The following is a 26,009-nucleotide window of genomic DNA, read 5'->3' on the forward strand; positions in this document are numbered from 1 at the left end:
CCCACGGCCCCTTGCTCTGTGGAACTCGGGGCCGCGGGCATCGGCGCAGAACTCATCCCGGAGGCGGCAATGGGGAGTGCCGCGCTCGCGCGAAGCCGGCCAGCGCACGAAGCGACAACCGCTGGGTCGGCGCATTGCCATTCCGCTTCTCACGGCCGCTGGGTCGACCGGGAGCAATCCCGTCCAGCTCTGTCCTGAACCGATGACAGGGAATGATGCCCGGCCCCGCACGTCATTGGTGGCATGGCTGCGCCATGGCCACGGCGGGCCGCCTACCGGTCGGCCAGTGGCTGCAGGCGGAGCACCCTGGCAGGTTGTCGCCGCAGGGAAACCCCAGGAGTAGGCGGCGCCCCCCGTTGACAGTTCGCGGTGTCCTGTAGAAGTCCCGCGCCCACGAAGATCTTGCCGGCCTGTGGACCGGATAGCAGAGTTCCCGATGCGGCGACGCGGCCCGGCAGGGCGCCGCCGGTCGGTTGTCGGAAATCACCATGCGTGCGCGTTCCCACGCCGAATCCGTCGACAGCAAGGAGTCGGCCGCCGCATGCCCCGACGCACCCCGATCCTCGGGGCCGGACACAGAGGAGTACCAGCCGATGACGGACAGCACCTTCCGAAGCGAACACGATCTCCTGGGCGAGAGAAAGGTGCCCTCAACGGCGTACTACGGCGTCCACACGCTTCGGGCGATGGAGAACTTCCCCATCACGGGGACCCCCATCTCGGCCCACGCCGACCTGATCACAGCGCTGGCGTGCGTCAAGCAGGCCGCCGCGACGGCCAACCGGAATCTGGGGGTGATCGACGAAGTCAGGGCGGATGCGATCATCGCAGCATGTGAGGAGATCCGGTGCGGAAAACTGCACGAGCAGTTCGTCGTGGACGTCATCCAAGGCGGGGCCGGAACATCGACGAACATGAACGCCAACGAGGTGATCGCCAACCGCGCACTGGAGCACCTCGGCCACCGGCGTGGCGAGTACCAGCATCTCCATCCCCTTGACCATGTGAACGCCGGCCAGAGCACCAACGACGCCTATCCCACCGCTGTGAAGGTGGCCCTGTACCTGGCCGCGCGCAGGCTCGAGGGAGCCATGGTCCACCTGCGCCTGGCCTTCGAGGCCAAGGCACACGAATTCAGCGGCGTCATCAAGCTGGGCCGCACGCAGCTCCAGGACGCGGTCCCCATGACGCTCGGCCAGGAGTTCGCGACCTATGCCGTCATGCTCCGGGAGGACGAACAGCGCCTCCTCGAGGCTTGCGGCCTGATCTGCGAAATCAATCTGGGCGGTACAGCCATCGGCACCGGAATCAACGCCCATCCCGGTTACGCGCCGCTCGCGTGCGGGCACTTGGCGGCCATCACCGGTATTCCGCTCGTACTCGCCTTCGACCTCATTGAGGCCACCCAAGACGTCGGTGCCTTCGTCCAACTCTCGGGAGTCCTCAAACGGATCGCCGTCAAGCTCTCCAAAACATGCAACGATCTGCGGTTGCTGTCCTCAGGGCCGTATACGGGCCTGGCCGAGATCACTCTCCCTCCTGTGCAGGCGGGCTCCAGCATCATGCCGGCCAAGGTCAACCCGGTGATACCTGAGGTGGTCAACCAGATCGCCTTCGGTGTCATCGGCAACGATCTCACCGTCACCCTGGCTGCCCAGGCCGGTCAGCTCCAGCTCAATCCCTTCGAACCGGTCATTGCCTACAGCCTGTTCCAGAGCCTCGCGCAGCTGCGGGCCGGTTGCCTGGTCCTGGCTGAGCGCTGCATCACCGGCATCACAGCCCACGAGGAACGTCTTCGCGCGGGTGTCGAGCGTTCACTCGGCATTGTCACCGCACTCACCCCATACATCGGGCACGCGCATGCCGTCGAGGCGGCCCAGCAGGCGATGGCCACACACCGTCCCGTGGCCGAGATCGTTGTGGAGCAAGGTCTGTTGACCAGGGCCGAGATCGCCGGAATCGTCCGGCCGGAAGCGCTGACCGGCTGCCCTCGCCCAGGTGATCCGGCGTGGTCGGCGGAGGAAGCCGAGGGTCAGGCATGAGCACTCCCGCCCCGTTCAACCGCGCCCACACCGACGATCTCATCAGCTTCATCGCGGCATCGCCGTCGCCCTACCATGCGGCAGCGAACGCTGCCCAGCGCTTGGAGAAGGCCGGCTTCCGTCGGGTCGAGGAGACCGCCGACTGGACGGCGGACCATGGGGCAGGCAGCGCCGGCACCGGCGGACAGTACGTGCTGCGAGGTGGCTCGCTCGTCGCCTGGTACGTACCGGAGGAAGCCGAGCCCTCCACACCGTTCCGCATCATCGGGGCTCATACGGACTCCCCGAATTTGAGGGTCAAGCCGGTCCCGGATACGGGGGGCCACGGCTGGCGGCAGGTTGCCGTGGAGATCTACGGCGGGACCCTCCTCAACACCTGGCTCGACCGGGACCTCGGCATCAGCGGACAGCTCGTCCTGCGCGACGGCTCACACCGGCTCGTGTGCGTCGACCGGCCGCTGCTGCGTGTCCCGCAGCTTGCCGTGCACCTCGACCGAAGCGTCAACACCGACGGACTCAAGCTCGACCAGCAGCGGCACATGGTCCCGGTCTGGGGGCTCGGCGACACCTCCAAGGGAGACCTGCTCCGTTTCGTAGCCGACCAGGTAGCCGTGTCGGCGCACGACATCTGGGGCTGGGACCTGATGGCACACAGTGTCGAAGCCCCGGCCTACCTCGGCCGAGACCGTGAGCTGCTGGCCGGCCCCAGGATGGACAACCTGATCTCCGTGCACGCCGGCACGGCCGCGCTGGCAGCCGTCTGCGCACAGCCGGGGATCCCGCACATCCCCGTGCTCGCCGCCTTCGACCACGAGGAGATCGGCAGCCGGTCCGACGTCGGCGCTGATGGACCGTTGCTCGGCAACGTACTGGAACGTTCGGTATTCGTCCGAGGCGGTGGCCACGAGGAAAGGGCCCGTGCCTTCGCGGGCACCTTCTGCCTGTCGTCCGACACCGGCCACGCCGTCCACCCCAACTACCCGGAGTATCACGAGCCCGGCCACCACCCCAGACCGAACGGCGGACCACTGCTGAAGGTCAACGCCAACCAGCGCTATGCCACGGATGGCAGCGGACGCGCCGTATTCGTCGACGCCTGTGAGCGGGCCGATGTGCCGTGGCAACCGTTCGTCAGCCACAACGCAGTGCGCTGCGGCAGCACCATCGGCCCCATCACGGCTGCCAGACACGGCATCAAAACCGTCGACATCGGAGTGGCGATCCTCTCCATGCACTCGGCCCGCGAACTGTGCGGGGCCGAAGACCCCTATCTTCTGGCCAATGTGATGTCGGTCTTCCTGCACTCGTCGGGGAGTTGGCAGTTCAGGAAAACGCTCGATCAAAAGTAGATCAACGCCGTTCAGAGGGGCATCCCGGCGTTCCGCCACCGAGGGCCTAACACGGCGGGGAGGTGTCACAGTTGCTGTTCCGGGGCCAGAAGCCCGGCATGCGCCGCCCCGGAGGGCGGCGCATGGGGTCACTGGTGGACGATGACGTCGTCCACAGCGGCTTCGACGATGCTTCCTGTGGATTTGTCCGCTGCCTCGAACTGCAGACGGACGGTCTGCCCGGCGAAGGCACTGAGGTCCGCAGTCGCCGTCTTCCATTCGCCGTTGACGACCTCCGAGGAAACCCCGCGTTGGGTCAGCACGGTGGTGGTGTTCGAGCCGATGACCTTCACCGTCAGGTAGTCGTAGGACGAGGAGTCGGAACCGTTGGCGAAGGTGTAGGAGAAGGACAACCGGATGGTGCCGCCGGTGGAGGGCAGCGCGATGAGCGGGGATCGTATCGATGTGGTTCCGCCGTCAACGTCGTAAGTTCCGTTGCCTGCTCCGGCGAGCCGGCCGGTCACCAGGTCGTTGGAGCCACTCGTGGTGGTGCCCAGCTGAAGCGGTCCGGATGTTGTTTGGGTGGGCTCCGGGTTGCCGCGCTCCCAGCGGCCGGTCGTGGCGGTGTCGGAGCCGGCGGGGTTCGTTTGCCAGCCCCGGTCGGTTTCGAAGTCGTCGGAGAAGATCGGGAGTGTCTGTCCGAACACCGGGCTCACGTACAGCATGCGGTTGGCCGTTCCGCCCTCGGAGCCGCCCTCGACGATGCCGGGGGTGGCGTTGTCGGTGATCCACCGGTTGAGCGTTTCGGAGGGGACGTCGCCATTGACGGCCTTGTACAGGGCAGCGACTCCCGCGACATGGGGCGTGGCCATGGAGGTGCCGGACTTGGTGCCTGTGGAGCCGTTGAAGATCGTGGAGATGATGCCGGTGCCGGGAGCATAGACGTCAACGCAGGAACCGGTGCTCGAGGTTGATGACCGGGTGTCCGTGTTGGTCGCGTTGGCGACGACGCTGATGCCGTCAGCCGCGCGGGGCGAAATGTCGCAGGAGTCATCGCCGGTGTTTCCAGAGGAGGCGGCGACGAAGACACCGGAGGCGGACAGGGCCTCCACCGCGTCATTGAGGGTTTGGTCGTACTTGCCGCTGGCGTTCCACGACATGTTGGCGACGGCCGGCTTCTGAGCATGTGCGGTAACCCACTCGACGCCGTCGATGAACATCGACATGGTCTGGTCGCCGCAGGCCAGGGCCTTGACGCCGTGCAACCGCACCTGCTTCGCGACGCCGTAGGTCTGGGAACCGAGCGTGCCCGCGACGTGGGTGCCGTGGTCCTTGCAGAGCTTCCCGTTCTCACCGGTGGAGTCGTAGTCCTGTGTGGCGCGACCGCCGAAGTCGGGATGCCTCGGATCCAACCCGGTGTCGATGACGTAGGCGTGCACCGCGGGGGCGGTGGAGTTGTAGGTGTACGTACCCGACAGTGGGAGTGCGCGCTGGTCGATGCGGTCCAGGCCCCAGGAGGAGGGAGAGGTCTGGGTCGAGTCCAGGGGGTCACCGGTCAGCACCGAGTCCTGTTGCACGTAGGCGACGGAAGGGTGCTGCCGGACGGCGTGCAACTGGCCGGAGGAGAGCCGGGCCACGAAACCGTCAATGCCGGCGCCCCAGGTGTGCTGCGTGCGTACTTGCAGGGCCCGGGCGATGCCCTTGGCGTCCTGGCCGTCTTTGAGTCGGACGATATAGGTGTCCGGCACGGGCTCGGCCTCGGCGGGAGCCAGGCGCAGCGCGGCCGTGGGGGTGTACGGGGATGCGGGGGCGAAACCCGCTGCTGTCGCGATGGTCAGGCCGACCACCGCAGCGGCGAGCAACTGTCTTTTCATACTTGGTTCTTCCTCTTCGTGATCTCGTGATTTCGTGGTCCGGAGGGATGAGGGAAGTCGGTGCCCGGGGGAGAGGCGCCGTCAACTGCTGGTGAGGGTGAAGTCGTCGATCTGCGATTCGACAATGCTGCCGGCGCTTTGATCGGCGGTTTCGAAGAGCACACGGACGGTTTGCCCGTACAGGGGGACAGATCAGCGGTTGCCGCTCTCCATGCCCTGGCGACCCGGAATTCCGCGGTGCCGTTCGGTTCGAACTTGATGGTGGTGGACGTGCCGTCGGTGACCTGCACCCGCTGGTAGATGTTCGGTCCGGCCCGACGAGTGTGCCGTCGGCCCGCGGGGCCCGGGCAGCGATCTCGATAAGTGGGAGCCGAACAGTGAGCCGTCATGGGATGCCGGTGTACACAACTGCTCCTAGGGGGAGGGAACCGCCGGAACTCGGCGGTCCCGTTTGGTGTACTCGCTGATTCCTCATGGGAGTGGCATCCGTTTGCCAGTGGCGCGAATGGGCCACCAACACCACTTCCGCGGCTTCCCTGCTCCAATGCCGGACTCGCTACGATGTGGGCGTCTTTGGAGGGATGCCCCGGTCCGGCACGGGATCAGGCGGTGTCGCTCTCCGGCCCAGGCGTCGGTCTCCTGGCCGCAGTCCCCATGTGCTCGCCCACCCTCTTGACCAGGAGGGCCATCTCGAAAGCGATCTGGCCGGGATCCGCGGTGGCGTCGCTGAGCACCGCCAGGCAGCTGCCCTCGCCCGCGGCGGTGATGAAGAGGAAGGTTTCGTCGAATTCCACCATGGACTGCCGCACCCTGCCGGAATGGAATTGCAGCCCGGCGCCCTTGGCCAGGCTGTGGATCCCGCTTGCCACAGCTGCCAGATGCTCTGCGTCTTCCCGGCCGAGCGACCCGGAGACAGCCGTGGCCAGGCCGTCGCTCGAGAGCAGTACGGTGTGCCTGATCCGGGGAACGCGGTCGACGATTTCGTCCAGCAGCCAGTTCAGGGCGGAGTGGGTCACTGGTGTCGCGTTCACAAGGTGTCTCCCTCGTCGGTTGTGTGCGTATGCGGTGTGTTGGGTGTAGAGCCGGGCGTCTCAAGGGGGGTCCCGCGATGGAAGGCCGTGAAGGTGTCCCGGGCCCGCTCCGGCGAGTCCTCTCGCGGTGAAGGAACGCGGTGGTTCTCCAGCCCTGGGTCTCGGGCCCCGTGACCACTCCCGACGGACTGCCGCCTGGAAGGGTTCGCCTGGGGGACACGCCGTGGCAGGTCCGCGCGTGCACCGGAACGCGGCTGTGGCCGGTGTGTGTTGATCGGGTCGGCCCCGTGGGCAGAGTCGGGATGTGACTCTTGTGCCGGGTAGCTCCCGAGCTCGGTGTCCTGTTCCGCCCGGCCGTCTCGACTCTGCCGCAGGTCGCCACGGCTGGGGACGGCGGTCTGCGAGGGGGAGGCCGTCGGGACGGTTGGACCGGGCGGGCGTTCGAGATCTGAGTGGTCGCCGTCGAAAATCAAAAGGCTGTGCGGCAGGAGGATCACCGCGCTGGTGCCCCCGTAGGCCGAGTGCCGCAGAGCTACGTCGGCACCGTGCCGGCGGGCGAGCCTGTTGACCACGAACAGCCCCAGACGCTCGGCATCCGCATGCTCGAATTCGTCCTCGGAGGTGAGATTCCGGTTCGCCCGGGCCATTGCCTCGGCGCCCATGCCCAGTCCGCGGTCGACGATGTCCAGCACGTATCCCTGGGAAACCAAATCGCCGCTGACCGTGACCGAGGTGTCTGGTGCAGAGAAGCGTGTCGCATTCTCCAGCAGTTCGGCGATCAGATGCGTCATATCCGCGACGGCCGGGCCGATGATGTCGACCATCGGGCTGGGACAGAGGCTGATCCGGGTGTAGTCCTCGACCTCGCCCGCAGCCCCGCGTACAAGGTCGAGGACCGAGACCGCCTCGTGCCGGCCGATCGTCGAGGAACCGCCGGAAAGTACGATGAGGCCGTCGGCGTGGCGCCGCATCCGCGTGGTGAGATGGTCCAGCCGGAAGAGGTTCGTCAGCTCGTCCGGGTCTGCGGCCTGCCGCTGCATCATGTCCAACGCAGCGTGCTGTTGATGTACCAGCGATTGGGTGCGGCGAGCAAGGTTGACGAACACGGCGTCCCTTGAACGGCGCAGCGCGGACTGCTCCATGGCCGCGTCGATCGCGGCTCGCTGCACCACGTTGAAGGCCCTGCACACTTGGCCGATCTCGTTGGAGTGGACCGCGAGCGGTGCTGCGGCTGCCTCCCCGTCGACCGGTTCCCCCCGGCGCAACTGGCCGATGGTGCGCGGAAGCCGGCTGTGGGCAAGGTCTTGCGCGGTATCACGTAGGGTCAGCAGCTGCCGCACAAGCGATCGGCCGGTCCGAACGGAGAGGGCCACGGAGGTCAGCACGGCCACCAGGGCGAGCCCGCCGATCACGGCCTGCTCCCGAATGACGGCGAACGCCTGCTCCCTGCTCTCCTCGGCGATGTCCTGGTTGATGCCGCTCTCGATCAACGCCATGTCGCGCAGCACGGTTTGTGCGCTGCTGCGCCACAATGCGGGCCTGACGACCAGGCGGGTTTCCTCGTGATCGTCCCGGAGGAAGGAGGCCTCGAAGCGGTCGAGGTCCTTCCAGGACCCACTCTGCTCGACCCTGGCATACGCAGCCCGGTCCTGTCCCCGCAACTCGGGGGCGGTGAGGTGGTACAGCGTGCGATGCACCTCGACCGAACCGTCGAGCAGGCGGAACAGCGGTTCGCTGAGCGGCTTGTTCTCCTGCGAAGCGGCGAGCGCTGCCTCCTCCTGGGAGATGAATTCCCGTATGAGGGTGAGATCATCGAGCACGGACACGCGATGTGAGTGGGTTGCGAAGGTGTCCGCCGTGAGACTGAACCGGAACTGGATCGTCGCAGTGACGAGCGTGTTGTAACTCTCCATCACTTGGTGAGCGGGGACCTTGACCCGAACCTGTTCTCGGACGGCAGGCAGTTGCTCGATGAGCGCGACCAGTTCGGAAAGCTTGGTCTGGCACTCGGAGGTCAGGGAAGCCCCCTGGTGGGCCTGGCTGCGCACTACAGCGTCCGCGAGCTCGTCCGTGGCCGCCGTCTGAACCTGTTGCACTACGGCGCCGGAGCCCCCCGAGGCCAGAGATGCCATGGCGGCGCTGCGCTCATTCTGAAGGGCCAGAAGGAATCCGTCGGCAGACCGGCCGAATTGCTGACGAAGCCTGGTGCCCAGCACCATCTCGCGGGCTTCGACGGTGACGGTGAGAGCAGTGAATACTCCGAGGCCGACCAGCGACGTGAGTGGGACCAGGAGAAGTGCAGTGATCTGAACCCGGATGGGCTTGTTGCGGATACGCATGTCCTCGGCCTCTGGCGTGGTTCAGGGGACGGATAGAGAGCTCCCGGCATGACCCGGGGGCGCAATGGCAAGGGTGACCACGTGACGGACATCCACCCGTGGATATCGACGTCCGGGTGAGCCGCCTCGGCGTGTGTCGCTGCGCGCAGCCTCTGTGCTGCGAAGCCGAGTGGGACAGGAACGTCCCGGTGATCGTTGGCAGGGATATCTACGCCTGCGCGAAAGCCGCTGTCAAGCCACCCGATGCCGACGGCCTCGAGCCCGCGCCATGACCTGACGGACTTCGCGATGCCATGTCGGCACGACGTCCGTTGTGAAGTCGTAGCTCGTATGCACATGTGCGCCACTGGCTTTCCATTGCCACACGACGTTGCGTCACCCGAGTACATCCATGGAGAGCAGTCTTCCGTTCGGTGTGGTCCGCTTCTCTTGGAGTCCAGGTGTTAAAAAGCGTTCATCCCTTGGCCGCAGCCACGATTGCGACAGGCGCTCTGATGGCGCTGTCCGCGACGACCGCAGGCGCGCAACCCCCGGAGAACAGGCCCGGCTTCAGCCGAGTCGTTCTCTCGGACGCGCCTGTGCCGGCCGGCTACGTCGTCGTCCTCAAAGACCAGCAGCTCTCGCACCATGCGGCGAGGGTGCACGTTGCCGAGTTGACTCAGATGCACGGGGGGAGCGTCCGCCACGTCTACAGCAGCGCGCTGCGCGGCTATGCGGCGCGGATGAGTCCTGCGGAAGCGGAGCGCGTCGCAGCGGATCCTCGGGTGGCTCGGGTGGAACAGGACAGCGTGATCAGGGAGTCCGGTTCGCAGCCGAATCCGCCCTCGTGGGGACTGGACCGTGTGGATCAGCGCAGTCTTCCGCTCAACAGCAGCTACAGCTATCCGGGAACCGCCGGCAACGTCACCGCCTACGTCCTCGACGGCGGCATACGGACCTCGCACAGCCAGTTCGGTGGGCGCGCCTCCGTCGGCTTCGACGCCGTCGGCGACGGCTACAACGGGCAGGACTGCAAGGGGCACGGCACCCACGTGGCCGGAACTCTGGGTGGCAAGGACTACGGCATCGCCAAGGAGGTCAAGCTCGTCTCCGTGCGCGTCCTCGACTGCAACGGCACTGGCTCGAAGTCCCAGATCCTCGCCGGCGTGGACTGGATCACTGCACACGCCGTCAAACCCGCGGTCGTCAATATGAGCATCAACGGCCCCGCGAGCAGTACCGAAGACGCAGCGATCCGGAACTCGATCGCCGGCGGCATCACCTATGTGGCCTCCTCCGGGAACGACGGCACCGATGCGTGCAAGAACTCCCCGGGACGCATCTCCGAGGTGCTGGTCGTCAACAATGCCACCAGCCGCGATGCCCGCTCCTCCAGCTCCAACTACGGACGGTGCACGGATCTGTTCGCACCTGGCGCGAGCATCAAGTCCGCGTGGAAGACCAGCGACACCGCGACCAACACGATCAGCGGCACCTCCATGGCGTCCCCGCACGTCGCCGGCGCCGCAGCGCTCTACCTCTCCGCCCATCCGGCGGCAGCCCCCGCCGAGGTGCATGCCGCACTGACCGGCGCGGCGACCCCCGACGTGATAGCCGACGCCGGCAGCGGCAGCCCCAACCGCAACCTGTTCATCGACGGCAACTCACCGCCGCCCAGCGGGGGTTCGGTGGTGTTCTCGGACGACTTCGAGTCGGATCGCGGCTGGCAGATCGATGCTGCGGGCACGGACACGGCGACGACGGGGGTCTGGGAAGTCGGTGATCCGGAGCAGACGCTGTCCACCTACAGTGATCAGGTCAAGCAACTGGGCACCACTGTCTCCGGCATCCGAGCCCTGTCCACCGGGGCCGCCGCAGGCTCCGGGTACGGCGCGAACGACCTCGACGGCGGTAGGACCACGGCCTTCTCCCCTCTGGTCGCGCTGCCGTCGAGTGGTGCGCTGTCCCTGAAGGTGTCGTACAACGTCGCGCACGGTGACAACTCCGGCCCCGACGACTACCTGCGCGTGCGCGTCCTCGACGGCACGACGCCGACCACTGTCTTCGAAAAGACAGGTGCTGCGAGCGAGGTGGCCGGAGCCTGGCGCACCGCGACCGTCGACCTCTCGGCCTTCGCCGGCAAAACCGTCCGCGTGTACGTCGAAGCGGTCGACGCCGGCACGGCCAGCCTCTTCGAAGCCCAGATCGACGACCTCACCATCACCACGAACTGACCCGACCACAGTCGATTGCGACCACGCTTCCCCCTGCGGCACCCCATCGCCGCTCCCTCAACCACTTCGCTCCTGCCCGGTGCGGAGTGCGACCCCCCGCAGACCGAGCCATCAGGTTCGGCCTGACCCTGAAGGAGGCAACACGGTGCGACCATCGCGCATCGCCATCACGGCAACCGCCGCAGCACTCGCGGCACTCGCCGTCCTGCCGACCGGCAGCTCCCCGAGCCCCGCGCCAGAGGCTGCGTCCACGCAGTCCGTCTCGGCGACGGCAGCCATACCGAAGTACGACCACGTGGTCATCGTGCTCTTCGAGAACAAGAACTACTCCTCGATCAAGGGCAGCTCCAATGCCCCCTACCTGAACAAGCTGGCCGCTGAAGGCACGCTGTTCACCAAGTCGTATGGTCTGACCCACCCCAGCCAGCCCAACTACATCCGCCTGTTCTCCGGCGCAACGCAGGGCATCACGAACAACACCTGCAAGGACGTAACCGGCCCCAATCTCGGCCAGCAGCTCGTCGACAAGGGCATCAGCTATCGCTCGTACTCGGAGGGACTGCCCAGCGCCGGCTACCGCGGTTGCTCGAGCGGCCGGTACTACCGCAAGCACGCGCCGGCCGCCAGCTTCCCGACGGTCAGCAACTCCACGTACCACGTGCCGTTCTCGCAGTTCCCGACCGACTACTCGAAGCTGCCGACGGTCTCCTTCGTGACCCCGGACATGTGCAGCGACATGCACGACTGCTCGATCGGGACGGGCGACAACTGGATGAAGAACAAGCTCGGCGGATACGCGGAGTGGGCCAAGACCCACAACAGCCTGCTCATCCAGACATTCGACGAGGATTCCGGTTCCTCGGTCAACCAGATCTTCACCACCTTCACCGGCCAGCATGTCAAGGCCGGCTACCAGTCCACCACGCCCGTGGACCACTACACGATCCTGCGGACACTGGAGGACATGTACGGCCTCGCCCCGCTGGGCAACGCCGCCAACAAGAGCCCCATTACCGACGTCTGGACGACACCGACCGATCCGACCCTGCCGGCCATCACCGACCCCGCCAACCAGAGCAGCACGGTCGGCACCGCGGACTCCCTGCAACTGTCCGCATCGGGCGGCACCGCGCCGTACTCCTGGTCGGCCACCGGCCTTCCCCCCGGCCTCTCCATCGACACAGCGACCGGCCTCATCTCCGGAACGCCGACCGCCCCCGGAACCTTCACCGTGACCGTCGATCTGAAGGACTCGGCCGGAAAGACCGACTCCGCCACGTTCACCTGGTCCGTCAGTGCCACCGGGGGTTCGGTGGTGTTCTCGGACGACTTCGAGTCGGATCGCGGCTGGCAGATCGATGCTGCGGGCACGGACACGGCGACGACGGGGGTCTGGGAAGTCGGTGATCCGGAGCAGACGCTGTCCACCTACAGTGATCAGGTCAAGCAACTGGGCACCACTGTCTCCGGCATCCGAGCCCTGTCCACCGGGGCCGCCGCAGGCTCCGGGTACGGCGCGAACGACCTCGACGGCGGTAGGACCACGGCCTTCTCCCCTCTGGTCGCGCTGCCGTCGAGTGGTGCGCTGTCCCTGAAGGTGTCGTACAACGTCGCGCACGGTGACAACTCCGGCCCCGACGACTACCTGCGCGTGCGCGTCCTCGACGGCACGACGCCGACCACTGTCTTCGAAAAGACAGGTGCTGCGAGCGAGGTGGCCGGAGCCTGGCGCACCGCGACCGTCGACCTCTCGGCCTTCGCCGGCAAAACCGTCCGCGTGTACGTCGAAGCGGTCGACGCCGGCACGGCCAGCCTCTTCGAAGCCCAGATCGACGACCTCACCATCACCACGAACTGACCCAACGCACCACAGCGGCTGCCGGGTCACCACCGTGCTCCGGCAGCCGCCGGGCCGCCGCGCTCCGAACGGCAGGCAGGAGAGCACATGTACTTGTCCACCCTCGGCCTACGACGCGAGATCTCACAAGCGAAAAGCAAACGGGCCGGCGCCGCCGCAGTCGGAGGCAACGTCTTCGCCCTGGGCATGGTGAGCCTGCTGACGGACGTCTCCGCCGAGATGGTCACCGCCGTGCTTCCCCTGTACTTCGTCATCACGCTTCAAATGACTCCCGCCGCTTACGGTGTGATGGACGGCCTCTACACCGGTGCGAGTGCTGTGCTGAGGATGGTCGGCGGCTACGTGGCCGACCGCGCCGGCCGCCACAAGGCAGTGGCCGGCGCCGGCTACGGCATATCGGCGGCAGCCAAACTGGGCATGCTGGCAGCCGGCAGCTCAGCCGGAGCCATCGGCGCCGTGCTCGTCGCAGACCGCACGGGCAAGGGGCTGCGTTCCGCCCCCAGGGACGCGCTGATCACCTTGTCCACCCCGGAACACGCTCTCGGGCGTGCGTTCGGGGTGCACCGTGCGATGGACAGTGCAGGCGCCTTCGCCGGCCCTCTCGTCGCGCTCGCGGTGCTGGGGGTGATCGGCGCCGCCACCCCCGAAGCGTTCGACGCATTGTTCATGGTCAGCTTCTGCGTCGCCGTCACCGGCGTGATGGTCCTGGCCCTGTTCGTACGGGACCACCCTGGGTCCGCGTCGACCAAGGAAGCTGTGTCCGTTCGGCGGTCCGTGGGCCTTCTGAAGGAAGGTGCGGTGCGCCGGGTCCTGACCGCGGCATGCCTGCTCGGCCTGGTCACTGTCGGAGACGGCTTCGTCTATCTGCTCCTGATGCGCAACCAAGGCTTCGGCACAGCGTGGTTCCCGATGTGTGCCATCGCGACCAACCTCGCCTTTCTGCTGCTGGCGGGCCCGCTCGGCGTCGTCGCCGACCGCTGGGGCCGCACTCCTGTGTTCCTCGGCGGCTACGCTGCTCTGGCTCTGGTGTACCTGCTCCTCCTGTCCAACTGGGCGGGCACAGCCGCGGCCGTGCTCACTCTTGCCCTGTACGGGATGTTCTACGCCGCGACCGACGGTGTCCTCATGGCACTCGCAGGGCCGGTCCTGCCGCAGCCGCTCAGGGCCACCGGACTGGCGCTGGTCCAGACGGGTCAGGCTCTCGCATACGTCGTTTCCTCTGTCGGGTTCGGCGTGGCCTGGCAGTACGGGACCACCGCCACGGCACTCTGGCTCGCCACCGGCGCCGTTGTCCTTTCCGCCGGAGCCACTGCCGTGCTGCTCCTGCGTACCGCACCGAGAACCGAGGAGTCCGCCCGGTGAAACGTTCCGCACGCATTCTCATCCTGCTGGCATCCGTCACCGCGCTGATCGGCGCCGCGGCCCTCGCCGTCAAGTCCGCGGAACAGCGCACGCAACAGGAAGCCGGTCCGCAGGCGGCGGGGACAGTGTCCTTGACTCCCGGCCCCCGACTGGCGTTCCGCAGCACGGCCCCGGGAAGCAACGGCAGACTCGCCACCGTACCCACGTCCGACCCAGGTGCCCAACGCGTGGTGTCACCCAAGACGTGCAATCGCCTCTACACCGCAGGAGGCACCGGACTGTGCCTGCGCCTGGACGCGAGCGAACTGACCACGTACGAACTCGTAGTGCTGGACCGCAAGCTGACAGAGCGGACAACGATCCCTCTCGTCGGCGTCCCGAACCGCGCCCGTGTCTCCCCCAGCGGCCGCCACGTCGCCTGGACCGTCTTCGTCACCGGAGACTCCTACAACGGCGGTCGCTTCTCCACACGCGCGGGCTTCCTCGACACCGTGACCGAAGAGCTCGTCGGCAACCTCGAGGAATGGCCCGCCTTCGTCGACGGGAAACGCAACAAGGCCGCCGACCGCAACTTCTGGGGCATCACCTTCACCCCCGACGACCAGCACTTCTACGCGACCATGTCCACCGGCGGGCAGCGCTACCTGGTCCAGGGAGACATCGTCGGCAAGACCCTTCGTACCCTGCGCAAGAACGTGGAATGCCCCTCACTCTCGCCTGACGGCAAGCGCATCGCCTACAAGTCAGCCGTCAAGGGCGACCCCGAGCAGGGGTGGCGGTTGACAGTGCTGGATCTGGCCTCGGGACGGACCACTCCGCTGGCCGAAACACGCAGCGTTGACGACCAGCCGGCGTGGATCGACAACGACAGCATCGCCTACGGTCTGCCGCGCAGCCGTGGACGGTCCGACGTCTGGCACGTTCCCGCAGACGGAACCGGTCGTCCCCACGTCCTGATCCGCGACGCGGAATCACCTGCGTCTCTGAGCGGCTGAACGCCTACCCGCACGCACATCACGGCGTCAACGGTGTCCGTCGTGGGCCGCAGTGGACTCCGGGTTCCCTCTCCGTGCTGCCGCCGGCGGGGACGCCGCTGGAGGTGACGGCTGGTTCTGTCCGAGCAGCGCGGCACCAGCAGCGTCGAGAGACCAGAGGGAGGTATCCGCAGCGGGGGCGGCCGTCCCCTCCGGAAGGACGGCCGAGGAGAGAGTCAGCACGGCCCAGCACCGCTTGCCGGTCATGGTGAGCTCCGCGCCAAAGGTCAGAGAGTATGCCTCGATGAGTGCGAGCCCACGGCCGCCGTCCTCGCACGCATCCGGCGCGGCCTCTCTTCGCACCGGCAGTGTCACGCTGTCGTCGAAGACCTCGAGGATGAGACGGTCGGCGTCCACGTCGATCACGACCGTCAGCTGTCCACCCGCATGGCGGTGGCCGTTCGTCAGCAGCTCGGAAGCAACCAGACCGACGGCGAGCTCGAGGTCCTCGTCGAGCTTGAGCCCCCATGAGCAGAGTGTGTCCTGTATCTGGTGGCGTCCCGCACGAACGGCCGCCGGCGTTGCAGGGAGTGAGAAGGTCGACCTTGTCGCATCCATGGGGCATCTCCTTGAGCGTGCATCGCGGCTGTCCTGAATACCCGGCTATGCCCCGGCATGGTGTCCATACTGCGCTGCTGGCGACTTGTGGCCATGCAGCTGGCCAACCGATCAGTCCCAACCTCAGACCCATCCCATGCGCGCAGCGTGCAGCGCAAGTTGAAACCGCGACGTGGCACCGGCACGCTGGTAGAGCTGCTCCATGTTGCGGGAAAGGGTCCGGCGGCTGACGCCGAGCAGCTCGGCAATGGTTTCATCGGTGATCCCGGTGCCGAGAAGTTCCAGCAAGCGGCGTTGGGTCGGGGTCAGTGCCGGCGGGACCTGGTCCTTGAGGTGCATGGGAAACGCGGAGCGCCATGATGTCTCGAAGAGGCCGAGAAGTGCCGAGAGCAGGCTCGAGGGGTGGACGATAAGCAGGGAATCGTTGGCTTCGGCCTCGACCGACGACATCGATACGAAGGCAAGACGTGCGTCGAAGATGGTGAGCTTGACGGGGACCGTCGGCAGCACGCGCGCCTGCTCACCGGCGGCTATGCAGGGCTGGATGTTGGTGGCGTAGTACCTGCCGTTCTGCACTGCTGAGGTGGAATAGACAATGCGGTACTTGACGCCGCGTTCGAGGTTGGCTACTTCTGTGGGATTGGCGCGGCCGAGATTGTGGTACGGCGGGGAATCAAAGCGGACCACCTCGTGCTCGGCCGCCTTCTCGAACCCTCGGATGCGGGCCCGGATCTGAGGGGCGCCGGTCACTACCTCAACAAGCGTTTCATTGCCCTGTGGCCCTATGGCCCTGCGAAATTCGCGATAGGCGTTGAGGGCTGCAAGGTGCGCCAGCTGGATCTCGGCCGAACGGGCATGGGTAAGACGGTCGAGGGCGAGTGTGGGCTCTGCGGGACAGACCGCAGCGTGGTCGGGACCGTAGGTCGTGGCGAGGCCGAGATCCATGAGCCGTCCAACGGCATCTGCTGTCGGTCCTGCTTCCCAATTCAGCTCCGTCGCCAGCTCTCCAACGCCGCAGGGGCCGGTCCGGAGCAGTGTCTCGAAGGCCTCGGACTCGCGTTGCGGCAAGCCCAGCTCTCGAAGGTGTACGGAGAGAGGGGTTTCTGTCATAGAGGTGCTTCCTACGGGAGCCGGGCATGAGCCGGCGGCGGGCAGGAGACTGCGGTGCTCGTTCGCTGGGGGACTGTGAGCCGTCGCGATGGCTGACATGGTGCCATGTCCAAGATCTTCGTCAAGACGCCTTGTAGACGTGAGGGTGCCCAATCGAGTCAGTGGCGTCACAAGGACACGGAATCCGGGTTCGGGGCTGTATACATTTCGAGCGGCCGGCCTTCCCGCTGTCAGCCTGAATTCCGACACGCTGACACGTGCTGCAGAAAGTGCATTGCGCACCAGGAACCGGCGCCGTCACTCGAGCCGGGCTCCGCCAAGGTCGCCCCATTCGCTCTTGCCAGTAACACGCCTGGTCATCCGACGCCCCGGACACCGGCGCCCAGGAGGGAACCGACATGCTTCCATTCATCGACAATGCACGCCGCTTCGCGGAGAACACCTCCCGAAAGGAAAGGCTGGCGAAACTCGGTGAGGGGCAGTCGCCTCGGGCCCTGTTCATCAGCTGCTCCGACTCGCGGGTGGTTCCTGCGCTGATCACCGGCGCAGGTCCCGGGGACCTCTTCGAGCTGCGCAACGTGGGTAACATCGTTCCGCCCCATGGTGCCGGGCCGACCTCGGGGGCCGCCACCATCGAGTACGCCGTGGAGGTCCTCGGAGTCACGGACATTGTGGTGTGCGGACACTCGCATTGCGGCGCGGTCGGCGCTCTCTTACGGGGCGACGATCTGAGGGCGGTACCGGCGGTGCGCGACTGGCTCAAGTACGCTGCTGTGCGGCCCGTCGGTGCGCTCGACGACCCGACGATGGCCGAAGCCGTGCAGCACCACGTGCTCGCCCAAATACTCCGGCTGACGTCCTACCCGTGCGTGAAGACGCGCCTCGGTGAGAACCGAATCAGGGTTCACGCCTGGTTCTACGAGGTCCACACCGGGACAGTCCTGGCGTCCGAGGCCGGCTCCGACACCTTCGTCGCGCTGTGAGGCTCCAGTTGCTGCATACGAAGGCTCACTTACGGCAGGACTTCGCCTCCTCAGTGGTCGTGTTCCTGGTCGCCCTGCCCCTGTGCGTCGGGGTCGCCGTTGCCTCGGGTGTCCCGGCCGAACTCGGAATCGTCACAGGGATCGTGGGCGGTCTGGTCACCGGCATGATGCCGGGCAGCAGCCTGCAGGTCTCAGGCCCCGCCGCGGGCCTGACGGTGCTGGTCTTCGAAGCGGTCCACGCCCACGGACTTGCCGCACTCGGCGTCATCGTGCTCGCCACCGGCCTGCTACAACTCGGAATGGGCGCCCTGCGCCTCGGCCGCTGGTTCAGAGCGATCTCCGTAGCCGTCGTCGAAGGCATGCTCGCCGGAATCGGACTCGTCCTGATCGCAGGACAGCTGTACGTCATGACGCGAAGCAGCGCCCCTGCCACCGGAGTCGACAAGATTCTCGGCCTGCCCGCGATGCTCACGCACTCGATGAGCTCCGCGTCTGCTCAGGCGTCGCTGTTGCTGGGCGCCGGCACCATCGCGGTTCTGCTGCTGTGGTCAAAGCTGCCCGCAACAGTCCGTATGGTGCCCGGGCCCCTTGCAGCTGTGGCGCTCGGAACCATCGCCGCATGGGGGTTCGGCCTGCCCGTGGCCGACGTGGAGGTGGAGGGACTGGCCGCGGCCACCCAGCCCCCCACACTCGCGGAGTTGGGAAAACTGGCGGAGACAGGGGTCCTTGCCACCGTCCTTGCCTTCGCGCTCATCGCCTCCTGCGAAAGTCTGTTCAGCGCGGCTGCGGTGGACAGGATGCACGACGGGCCGCCCACGCACTACGACAAGGAGCTGATGGCACAGGGTGTGGGCAACACCGTCAGCGGACTGCTCGGCGCCCTGCCCATGACAGCGGTCATCGTACGCAGTGCGGCCAATGTTCAGGCCGGCGCGCGTACGAAGGCCTCACGGGTGATGCACGGCGGCTGGCTGCTGCTGTTCGCCGCCCTCCTGCCGGCAGCTCTGGGCATCATTCCGGTCCCTGCGCTGGCCGGCGTACTTATCTACGCAGGGGGCAAGCTCATCCCCGTCAAGCAGTTGGTGACGCTGTGGCATGAGCAGCGAGGCGAGTCCTTGGTCCTGGTCGCCACCGCAGCGTCGATCGTCACGATCAGCATGTTCGAGGGTGTCCTGATCGGCCTCGCACTCGCGGTGGTCAAGGCGGCCTGGGACACGTCCCACGTCCGCGTAGAGATCATCGAGAGCGGCACCGGTCCCATCCGGGCCCACTTGTCGGGAAACGCGACGTTCCTCAGACTTCCGAAAATCCTCGACAGACTTGAATCCCTCCCGCGAGACCGTCCGGTCGAATTGGACCTCTCTCAAGTCGACCACGTCGACCACGCATGCCGCACGGCCCTCGACAACTGGGCACATCGACACAGCGCCGCAGGCGCCCACCCGGTCAAGTTGGCCTGAACGCACTGCAGTAGCAGGGTGACCAGCCAGTGCCACTGGCTGGAGCGTGACACCTTTGACCGGCTGTCGGCAGTACAACTGAACACGCAATCCTCATCTTCAACTCCCCCTAGGAGAAACAGTGTTCAGAAGTCGCCATGGCGTCATCACGGTCGGCGGTCTTGCGCTCGCGTGCCTGATGGGATCAGGTGCCGCCGCCGCACAGCCCGATGAACACTTACGGGTGCCGGAAGGCAGGGTTGTCCCTGCGGCGGACCCCATCCCAGGCCGCTACATCGTGGTGCTCAAGGACACCGCGATCCCGCCACGGATCGTAAAGTCGCGGGTCACGAGCCTTGTGCGGGAGTACGGCGGCAAGGTCCGACACACGTACGGTTCCGCGATCAAGGGCTATGCGGCCGAGATGAGTGCCGCCCAGGCCCACCGGCTCGCAGCGGATCCGCAAGTGGCCTTCGTCGAACAGGACGGCACAGAGCGCATCGCAGAGACACAGCCGAATCCGCCCTCGTGGGGTCTGGACCGGGTGGACCAGCGGAACCTGCCACTGAACGACCGCTACACGTATCCAAGCACTGCCGCCGACGTGAGCGCGTACATCATCGACACCGGCATCCAGACCACACACGAGCAGTTCGCCGGACGGTCGCGCATCGGCGTCGACACAGTCGGCGACGGCAGAAACGGTCAGGACTGCCACGGACACGGAACCCATGTCGCCGGCACCCTCGGAGGCAAAGACTTCGGTATCGCCAAGCAGGTCGACCTGATCGCAGTACGGGTGATCGGCTGTGGAGGCACCGGTCCCACCTCGCAGATCATCGCGGGCGTCGACTGGGTCACGGCCAATGCGGTCAAGCCCGCGGTGGCCAATGTCAGCATTCGCGGCAGCATCAGCGCTGCCAAGGACGAGGCATTCAGGAAGTCAATCGCCGCCGGCATCACATACGTGGTGGGCTCCGGCAACGACGGCCGTGACGCCTGCAATTACTCGCCAGGCCACCTCCCGGAAGCCCTTACCGTGCAAAATTCCACAAGCGCCGACCAGCGGGCGTCCACCTCGAACTACGGGAAGTGCACCGACCTGTTCGCCCCCGGGACCAGAATCACGTCCGCGTGGATCGGAACCAACACCTCGACGCGGACGGCCAGCGGCACCTCCATGGCCACACCGCACGTCGGCGGCGCGGCGGCGCTCTACCTGGCAGCCCACCCCGCCGCAACACCAGCGGAAGTACACGCCGCAGTGATCAACAGCGCTACGCCCGGCAAGGTCTCCAACGCTGGACCCGGTTCCCCGAACCGCCTGCTGTTCATCAACAATCCCACGTCGTAGACGCTGTCGGAGATCGTCCGGGTGCAACTGCTGTGCGATGGTCTGGTTTACTCGTCCGCCCGGCGCCTGGTAGAGGGCACAGTGCCGCGAGGAAGGGGAAGTCGCGGAGGTGGCGGGCTCGTAGCTGGCGAGTGTGCTGCCTGCACCCACCTGGTCGAAGATCGGCGCCCGCAACCCCGCCGGATCGCTCCGTGCTCGATGCGGAGCGATCCTGTGTCGGCGACGAATCCGAGCGGCGGACTGAAGCCGAGGAGCGGCTGCATAAGGGACCATGGCCGAGACCTGGGCGAATCCGGTGGCCTGGAGTGCATCCGCGACCGGATGTGTTGGCTTGACCGAGTCCGCCCGGGCCGGACAGTCGACGGCCTCGCGGCTTCTTGCCGTCGGAGGCTATGGATCACTCGGGCGAGGGGGCGGGATCAGCCCGCCGTCGTCAGCTCCCGTACCGTCCGGACCAGCGCCGCGTCGTCCTCGATTGCCTCGTCCAGAACCTCGGCGAGCCGGCCCGCCGACGCGATGATCAGCCCGTTGGCGTCGCCGAGCACCAGGTCGCCGGGGTGTACCGGCACCCCGCCGCAGGTGACCGGCGCGCACAGCGAACCGTCTGCCAGCCCGTGCAGCTTGATGGTCAGCGGGGTACGGCCGAAGGCGTACACCGGCAGCCCGACCTCCCGCAGCGCGTCGACGTCGGTGCGCATACCGTCCACCACCGCACCCGCCGCGCCCCGCGCGGCCAGCGCGTTGACCAGCACCTCCCCCGTCGGGGCGTGCCGGCGGTCGGCGCCGGTGTCGACCACCACCACATCGCCCGGGCCGACGATCCCGGCCGCGTGGTGCAGCACGGCGGAGTTGGTTGTCCAGGGGCATGGGGCGGGTCACCTCGGTCCGATGATGATGCGGCGGTTGCGGAGCACGGGCAGGACCGTGCGGGCCCGGTCGATCAGGTCTCTGTCGGCGTCGGTGACGAGCAGCGAGCGCTCCTCCTCGCCGAGCGCGGCCCGCACGACACCCAAGGGATCGACGGCCATGGACATCCCGATGCAGTCGGGCGTGGTCAGCGAGGACGCCACGACCCAGCAGGTGTTCTCGATGGCGCGGGTGCGCAGCAGGGTCTGCCAGTGGTCCTCCTTCGGCGGGCCCTTCACCCCGGCCGCCGACACCGCCGGCAGATCCGTGCCCATCTCGACCAGCGAGCGGGTGAACTCGGGGAAGCGGATGTCGTAGCAGTTGACCAGCCCGACGTTGAAGTCGCCGATGCGGACCACCACCGGCCCGGTGTCGCCACGCTGGATGCGACGCGACTCCTTGTAGTCGAAGGCGTCGTACAGATGCATCTTGCGGTAGAGGCCGAGCAACTCCCCGTCGGCGTCCACGGCGGCCATGGCGTTGTACGGCAGTGCCGTGTCGCTGTCCTCGTAGCCCGCGGCGACGATCGCGATGCCATGAGTGCGGGCGGTGCGGGCGAGCCCTGCCAGGAAGGGCTCCCAGTGGCGACGGGCCAAGTCCCTGAGCTGGGCGTCGGTCTCGTTGCTGAAGTCCGAGGGGAGCATCGACTCCTCGGGGAAGACGACCAGTCCGACGCCGACGGCCGAGGCCTCGGCGGTCATCTCCTCGATGACCGCCGAGGCTGGCGGCCGCGTCTGCGGTCGGGGCGAATTGTGCTGCGGCGACCTTCACGGCCGTATCTCCTTGGTGGGTGGCGGGGTGGGGTGCGTGCCGGTGGGCGGCCGGGGGCGTACGACGCAAGGCGGGCGTCATTCCGCCAGCAGCCGGGAGCGTTCTGGATCCCAGCCCGCCCGGACCGGGGCGCCGGCGGCGAGTCCGCTGCGGTCCGGTCCGCGTGACTCGGCGACCACTTCCGTGCCGTCGGCGAGGGTGAGGTGGTAGCGGGTGGCGTTGCCCACCTTCAACTCGAAGGCCACGTTGTCCGCCACTGACAGCGGGAACGGGGCGTAGCTCTGGAAGAGCATTTTCAGGTCCCGTTTGTGCGACGGGACGGAGCTGGCGGGGACGCCGCCCTCGACGGTGCCGTCCAGCACGTCGAATAGGCCGAGTGGTAGTGCGACCAGCCCAGCTCGCCTCGGGCCCCGAGCTCGTCGAGGACGACACGATGGAGCCGGCCCAAACGTGGGCCCGGGCCCACTGAGGGAATCGACGATGGCATGCGACGCAAGTCGGCAATTGGTTGACGCTTGAACTGGCGGTTCTGCGGAATGGCGTCAGCCGGACAGGTGCGCGATTGTGAGGCCTGCGGTGCAGTGCGCGCATGGCTTCTTTGGCAATCTGAAGGGAAGCCCTTGCTGGCGTTTGCCGGGTTGCTTCGTGAAAATCTTCCTGACCATCTGATGGACAGGTGTTGACACCTTGTCCGATGTCGTCCAAAATCCCCCTCACCAATGGCCAACGTGCTAGTCGTCAGTGCTCGACTGCCCCATCCGCATACCAGGCAGCCGCCGGAAATGCGAGGCGCCGACCCCGTTGCGGCGGACTTGAGGAATGCATTTATGAAACGCCGGGAGAACGTTACGATTCCCGTAGGCGCGGGAGCACGCGGGATGTATCCCGTGGGTGATCCGGAGCTTGCCGAGGTCCTGGTCAGTGGTCCTTTCAGTTTGGCCCTGCAAATGGCTATTCGGGCGAGTGGACTCACCCTGGAACGTATCCAGTATCGGCTTCGGCGGCAAGGAGTAAGCGTCAGTACGACCGCTATGAGTTACTGGCAGCGTGGTCAGAACCAACCGGAGAAGCCCGAGTCCTTGCAGGCCGTGACAGCGTTGGAAGTTGTACTGGACCTTCCGGACGGATCTCTGCGGAGACTTATCGGAGCGCCCAGGCCGCGAGGGAGATGGCTGCATCATGTGCCCGGTACGTTGGCTGCCGAGCAAGTCTGGTCCGCTTCCACGGACCTGATCGAGGCACTCTCCCGCATCGGGGCGTCGCCCTATGACCTCGACACCTTCAGATCCACCTCCATCTACAAATGCGCCACAGTGGATCGCAATGGGCATGAGGTCAGTGTCAGTAGGCGTTCGGCCGTCAGAGCAGAGAAGGATGGATTGAGGCGGGTGGTATTCGCCACCAGGCAACGGGGTCTTTCCCGGGCACCCGAGGTGGAGTCGCGCTCCTGTCGTCTCGGGCGATCCCGTTTCGATGTAAATAGCGGTTTTCTGGCTTTCGAGCTGATACTCGACCACGAGCTGCGTATCGGAGAGCATGCGGTTGTGGACTTCGATATTGCCTTCCCGCCGGGAAACGCCTCCACAGAGTCGGCTCTGCTGATCCGGGCTCCCATCCGTCTCTTCACCATGGAGGTGGCCTTCTGTGCGGAGGCATTGCCGATCAGCTGCAGCCGGTACTACCGACCGAGGGCCTCGGCGCCGGCTCACGAAGTTGTCGAGCTGCACATTGGCCCGTCTCACACTGTTCAAAACGTCACATTGGATGCCAAGCCGGGGATCTACGGAATGCGCTGGCAATGGAATGATTGTCTCGGTGGCGCGTAGCAGCCTGTGCCTGTCCTGCCCGGGTCACGGGAGCGGCGTGGTTGGCGAGGCCGTGGGTGTGCGAGGCTGTGCGCCGGTAGGACCTCGAGGCCCTCGCGGCATTGAGGTCCTCGCCTCATGGAGCCCCGGCACTGCTACCGCTTCGGAGCGCCACGCCCTTCATACGGCTGGGCAGGTGTGGCCACCGGGCGCATACTGTGCACTTTGAGGCTTGCGATGAATTCCCCGTTGACCGAGTCAGTCTCGACCGTTCGGTCGAATGCGCCGACGACCTCGAACCATTGATCCGCCTTCAGGTCTGAAGGTGCGCCGACGAGGGCAACTTTGATCGGGCGGGCGTCGGCCGCGCAGCAGGCGATGACAATACGGGCGAGATAGTGCCGTCCCCCCTTGCCGGGCGTCGCGAAGCCGGTGATTTTGACTGTCCGGCCCTTGAGGCGAGCGTCCCCGGAGATGGCTCGGGTTGCGTAGTCGATGACGGGGATCACGGCGGGGTCGCCGTCCGGAAGTGGTGGGAAACCGGTGGCCTGCTCCACGGGGGCAGTGCCTTCGCGTTGGGCGGAGTAGGACCCGAGTGCCGGCGGGCTGATGAGGAGGACGGCGAGAACGGGAAGGACCAGCAGCCACCCGGGGCCGGCTCCGTGTTCGCCTTCGTTGCCGCAGCTGCCGCTCCGTGTTCTCCTGCCGAAGAGGGCATGAAGCGCGACGCCCACCAGCATCAAGCCGGTCACGATCAGGAACGGCCGCAAACCGCCTTTCACGTAGCGCAGGTGGAAGTCGGTGAGGCTGACACGCAGAACCACTGACCCCAGCAGCAGAAGAATAAAAGCCTGCGCTCGACTGTTCACGAGAACTCCTGTATCCGCTCAGAAGAGAGCAAGGCCGACAACGGCGCTGACGAGGACAGCCACGACGAAGGTGGCCGGTGCGAATCTCAGTGCGAAGCCGCGGCCGAAGGTGCCGGCCTGCATGGCGAAGAGTTTGAGGTCGATCATCGGTCCGACGACGAGGAAAGCCAGTCGCGCTGTCGGTGAGAACTGATTCAGGGACGCGGCGACGAAGGCGTCGGCTTCCGAACAGATCGACAGCAGTACGGCCAGGAGGCCCAGGGCAACCACGGCCAGCACGGGTTGGTCAGCCAGGTTCTGCAGCCATTCGGGCGGGAGTGTGACGTTGAGTATCGCGGCCGCCGTGCCGCCGATGACGAGGAAGCCCCCGGCGTGGATGACGTCATGCCGTACCGAGGTGGCCAGGGCCACGATTCTCGGCATGCCGTCGAGGTCGCTTTGGCGGGGCAAGGCGATCCACTCGCTTTTTCCGAGCTTCAACCAGAGCCATCCGATGCACACCGACGCCAGGGCCGAGGCGAGAAAACGTGCCCAGACCATTTCCGGTTGTCCGGGGAACGCCATGGCTGTGGCTGCGAGAACTATGGGATTGACCGCCGGAGCGGCGAGGAGAAAAGTCAGGGCGGCTGAAGGTGCCACCCCTCTGCGTATGAGCCCGCCTGCGATGGGCACCGCCGCGCACTCACAGCCCGGCAGTGCCACTCCGGCTACTCCCGCGACGGGCACGGCCAGGGAGGGGCGCTTCGGCAGGGCCCTGTTGAAGAAGTCACGCGGAACGAAAACGGCGATCACTGCACTGAGCAGAACTCCGAATCCCAAGAACGGCAGGGCCTGAAAGATGATCGAAACGAACACCGTTGCCCAGGCCTTGAGGGCCGGCTGGTCGAGCCGATCGGTAAGCGGAGTCTTCAGCAAAACTGCGGTGAGCAGCAGGGCGGCGAGGAGTTCGACGGAGCCGGGCCGGTAGCGCTTTCCGCCCCCGTCACGGTGGCTGTCTGCTTCGAGGAGGGAGGCCTGTGGCGGGTTCAGGCCCGGCTCCTTGGCTGGTGTGGTGCGAGCGGTCCGTTCGGATGCCGGCATGAAGACCACCTCTCGGTAGGGCCGTTCGGCGCGGCGGATCGCCTGAGAACCAG

At 66.5% G+C, this 26,009-nt stretch carries 20 protein-coding genes; 10 read left to right on the forward strand and 10 right to left on the reverse strand.

Features of this window, described 5'->3' with window-relative positions; all coding sequences use genetic code 11:
- Positions 1-593 precede the first annotated feature (593 nt).
- Positions 594-2,042 (forward strand): aspartate ammonia-lyase, encoded by a 1,449-nt coding sequence (locus ACFYV1_RS07155; protein WP_389394343.1) that lies wholly within the window; start codon positions 594-596, stop codon positions 2,040-2,042.
- Positions 2,039-3,391, forward strand: coding sequence for a M18 family aminopeptidase (locus ACFYV1_RS07160; protein ID WP_389394344.1), 1,353 nt, complete (start codon positions 2,039-2,041; stop codon positions 3,389-3,391). The genes ACFYV1_RS07155 and ACFYV1_RS07160 overlap by 4 nt, the downstream gene beginning before the upstream one ends.
- A gap of 128 nt (positions 3,392-3,519) precedes the next feature.
- On the opposite strand, the gene ACFYV1_RS07165 is transcribed toward ACFYV1_RS07160, so the two are convergent.
- From ACFYV1_RS07165 to ACFYV1_RS07175, 3 genes are all read right to left on the reverse strand, one after another.
- The gene (locus ACFYV1_RS07165) at positions 3,520-5,244 is read right to left on the reverse strand and encodes a S8 family serine peptidase (RefSeq protein ID WP_389394345.1); all 1,725 of its coding nucleotides are present in this window, start codon (positions 5,242-5,244) and stop codon (positions 3,520-3,522) included.
- A 602-nt stretch (positions 5,245-5,846) separates the two neighbouring features.
- Entirely contained in the window at positions 5,847-6,275 is a 429-nt protein-coding gene (locus tag ACFYV1_RS07170) for a roadblock/LC7 domain-containing protein (RefSeq protein ID WP_389394346.1), read from the reverse strand.
- Positions 6,272-8,614 (reverse strand): nitrate- and nitrite sensing domain-containing protein, encoded by a 2,343-nt coding sequence (locus ACFYV1_RS07175; RefSeq protein ID WP_389394347.1) that lies wholly within the window; start codon positions 8,612-8,614, stop codon positions 6,272-6,274. Before ACFYV1_RS07175 ends, ACFYV1_RS07170 begins: the two co-directional genes overlap by 4 nt.
- A gap of 461 nt (positions 8,615-9,075) precedes the next feature.
- Between ACFYV1_RS07175 and ACFYV1_RS07180 the strand changes: the two genes are divergently transcribed.
- From ACFYV1_RS07180 to ACFYV1_RS07195, 4 genes are all read left to right on the forward strand, one after another.
- A complete protein-coding gene (locus ACFYV1_RS07180; protein WP_389394348.1) occupies positions 9,076-10,827 on the forward strand; it encodes a S8 family serine peptidase in 1,752 nt (583 codons plus the stop codon).
- Between the two features lie 145 nt (positions 10,828-10,972).
- Positions 10,973-12,685, forward strand: coding sequence for an alkaline phosphatase family protein (locus ACFYV1_RS07185; protein ID WP_389394349.1), 1,713 nt, complete (start codon positions 10,973-10,975; stop codon positions 12,683-12,685).
- An 87-nt stretch (positions 12,686-12,772) separates the two neighbouring features.
- Positions 12,773-14,047: an MFS transporter gene (locus tag ACFYV1_RS07190; protein ID WP_389394350.1), complete on the forward strand. Its 1,275-nt coding sequence runs from the start codon at positions 12,773-12,775 to the stop codon at positions 14,045-14,047.
- A complete protein-coding gene (locus ACFYV1_RS07195; RefSeq protein WP_389394351.1) occupies positions 14,044-15,042 on the forward strand; it encodes a TolB family protein in 999 nt (332 codons plus the stop codon). Before ACFYV1_RS07190 ends, ACFYV1_RS07195 begins: the two co-directional genes overlap by 4 nt.
- 27 nt (positions 15,043-15,069) lie before the next feature.
- Here the strand turns inward: ACFYV1_RS07195 and ACFYV1_RS07200 are convergent, their stop codons facing one another.
- Together ACFYV1_RS07200 and ACFYV1_RS07205 are read right to left on the reverse strand one after the other, a co-directional pair.
- Positions 15,070-15,639: an ATP-binding protein gene (locus ACFYV1_RS07200; protein WP_389394352.1), complete on the reverse strand. Its 570-nt coding sequence runs from the start codon at positions 15,637-15,639 to the stop codon at positions 15,070-15,072.
- A 123-nt stretch (positions 15,640-15,762) separates the two neighbouring features.
- On the reverse strand, positions 15,763-16,584 hold the full coding sequence (locus ACFYV1_RS07205; RefSeq protein WP_389394353.1) for a LuxR C-terminal-related transcriptional regulator: 822 nt from the start codon (positions 16,582-16,584) through the stop codon (positions 15,763-15,765).
- A gap of 563 nt (positions 16,585-17,147) precedes the next feature.
- Here ACFYV1_RS07205 and ACFYV1_RS07210 point away from each other — a divergent pair.
- The 3 genes from ACFYV1_RS07210 to ACFYV1_RS07220 all read left to right on the forward strand — a co-directional run bounded on the left by ACFYV1_RS07210 (position 17,148) and on the right by ACFYV1_RS07220 (position 20,525).
- Positions 17,148-17,732: a carbonic anhydrase gene (locus tag ACFYV1_RS07210; protein WP_389394354.1), complete on the forward strand. Its 585-nt coding sequence runs from the start codon at positions 17,148-17,150 to the stop codon at positions 17,730-17,732.
- Between the two features lie 11 nt (positions 17,733-17,743).
- Entirely contained in the window at positions 17,744-19,192 is a 1,449-nt protein-coding gene (locus tag ACFYV1_RS07215) for a SulP family inorganic anion transporter (protein ID WP_389394593.1), read from the forward strand.
- 121 nt (positions 19,193-19,313) lie between these two features.
- Positions 19,314-20,525, forward strand: a complete 1,212-nt coding sequence (locus ACFYV1_RS07220) for a S8 family peptidase (RefSeq protein ID WP_389394355.1) — start codon at positions 19,314-19,316, stop codon at positions 20,523-20,525.
- A 419-nt stretch (positions 20,526-20,944) separates the two neighbouring features.
- On the opposite strand, the gene ACFYV1_RS07225 is transcribed toward ACFYV1_RS07220, so the two are convergent.
- The 3 genes from ACFYV1_RS07225 to ACFYV1_RS07235 all read right to left on the reverse strand — a co-directional run bounded on the left by ACFYV1_RS07225 (position 20,945) and on the right by ACFYV1_RS07235 (position 22,564).
- Positions 20,945-21,367, reverse strand: a complete 423-nt coding sequence (locus ACFYV1_RS07225; RefSeq protein WP_389394356.1) for a hypothetical protein — start codon at positions 21,365-21,367, stop codon at positions 20,945-20,947.
- A gap of 33 nt (positions 21,368-21,400) precedes the next feature.
- Positions 21,401-22,132 (reverse strand): nitrilase-related carbon-nitrogen hydrolase, encoded by a 732-nt coding sequence (locus ACFYV1_RS07230; RefSeq protein ID WP_389394357.1) that lies wholly within the window; start codon positions 22,130-22,132, stop codon positions 21,401-21,403.
- Between the two features lie 147 nt (positions 22,133-22,279).
- On the reverse strand, positions 22,280-22,564 hold the full coding sequence (locus tag ACFYV1_RS07235; RefSeq protein WP_389394358.1) for a TOBE domain-containing protein: 285 nt from the start codon (positions 22,562-22,564) through the stop codon (positions 22,280-22,282).
- A gap of 819 nt (positions 22,565-23,383) precedes the next feature.
- Here ACFYV1_RS07235 and ACFYV1_RS07240 point away from each other — a divergent pair.
- Positions 23,384-24,028 (forward strand): hypothetical protein, encoded by a 645-nt coding sequence (locus ACFYV1_RS07240; RefSeq protein ID WP_389394359.1) that lies wholly within the window; start codon positions 23,384-23,386, stop codon positions 24,026-24,028.
- Positions 24,029-24,162: 134 nt separating this feature from the next.
- Here ACFYV1_RS07240 and ACFYV1_RS07245 read toward each other — a convergent pair whose 3' ends face one another.
- Both ACFYV1_RS07245 and ACFYV1_RS07250 read right to left on the reverse strand, forming a co-directional pair.
- A complete protein-coding gene (locus ACFYV1_RS07245; RefSeq protein ID WP_389394360.1) occupies positions 24,163-24,876 on the reverse strand; it encodes a TIGR03943 family putative permease subunit in 714 nt (237 codons plus the stop codon).
- 18 nt (positions 24,877-24,894) lie between these two features.
- Positions 24,895-25,956 (reverse strand): permease, encoded by a 1,062-nt coding sequence (locus tag ACFYV1_RS07250; RefSeq protein ID WP_389394361.1) that lies wholly within the window; start codon positions 25,954-25,956, stop codon positions 24,895-24,897.
- Positions 25,957-26,009 lie beyond the last annotated feature (53 nt).

Source organism: Streptomyces sp. NPDC003023 (assembly GCF_042888225.1).
In the GTDB taxonomy this organism is placed as follows: Bacteria; Actinomycetota; Actinomycetes; order Streptomycetales; family Streptomycetaceae; genus Streptomyces.

Bases quoted from the DNA above. Each gene is read 5' to 3' on its own strand.
- ACFYV1_RS07155 (WP_389394343.1), top strand. From the start codon at position 594: ATGACGGACAGCACCTTCCGAAGCGAACACGATCTCCTGGGCGAGAGA.
- ACFYV1_RS07160 (WP_389394344.1), top strand. From the start codon at position 2,039: ATGAGCACTCCCGCCCCGTTCAACCGCGCCCACACCGACGATCTCATC.
- ACFYV1_RS07165 (WP_389394345.1), bottom strand. From the start codon at position 5,244: ATGAAAAGACAGTTGCTCGCCGCTGCGGTGGTCGGCCTGACCATCGCG.
- ACFYV1_RS07175 (WP_389394347.1), bottom strand. From the start codon at position 8,614: ATGCGTATCCGCAACAAGCCCATCCGGGTTCAGATCACTGCACTTCTC.
- ACFYV1_RS07190 (WP_389394350.1), top strand. From the start codon at position 12,773: ATGTACTTGTCCACCCTCGGCCTACGACGCGAGATCTCACAAGCGAAA.
- ACFYV1_RS07200 (WP_389394352.1), bottom strand. From the start codon at position 15,639: ATGGATGCGACAAGGTCGACCTTCTCACTCCCTGCAACGCCGGCGGCC.
- ACFYV1_RS07205 (WP_389394353.1), bottom strand. From the start codon at position 16,584: ATGGATCTCGGCCTCGCCACGACCTACGGTCCCGACCACGCTGCGGTC.
- ACFYV1_RS07210 (WP_389394354.1), top strand. From the start codon at position 17,148: ATGCTTCCATTCATCGACAATGCACGCCGCTTCGCGGAGAACACCTCC.
- ACFYV1_RS07230 (WP_389394357.1), bottom strand. From the start codon at position 22,132: ATGACCGCCGAGGCCTCGGCCGTCGGCGTCGGACTGGTCGTCTTCCCC.
- ACFYV1_RS07250 (WP_389394361.1), bottom strand. From the start codon at position 25,956: ATGCCGGCATCCGAACGGACCGCTCGCACCACACCAGCCAAGGAGCCG.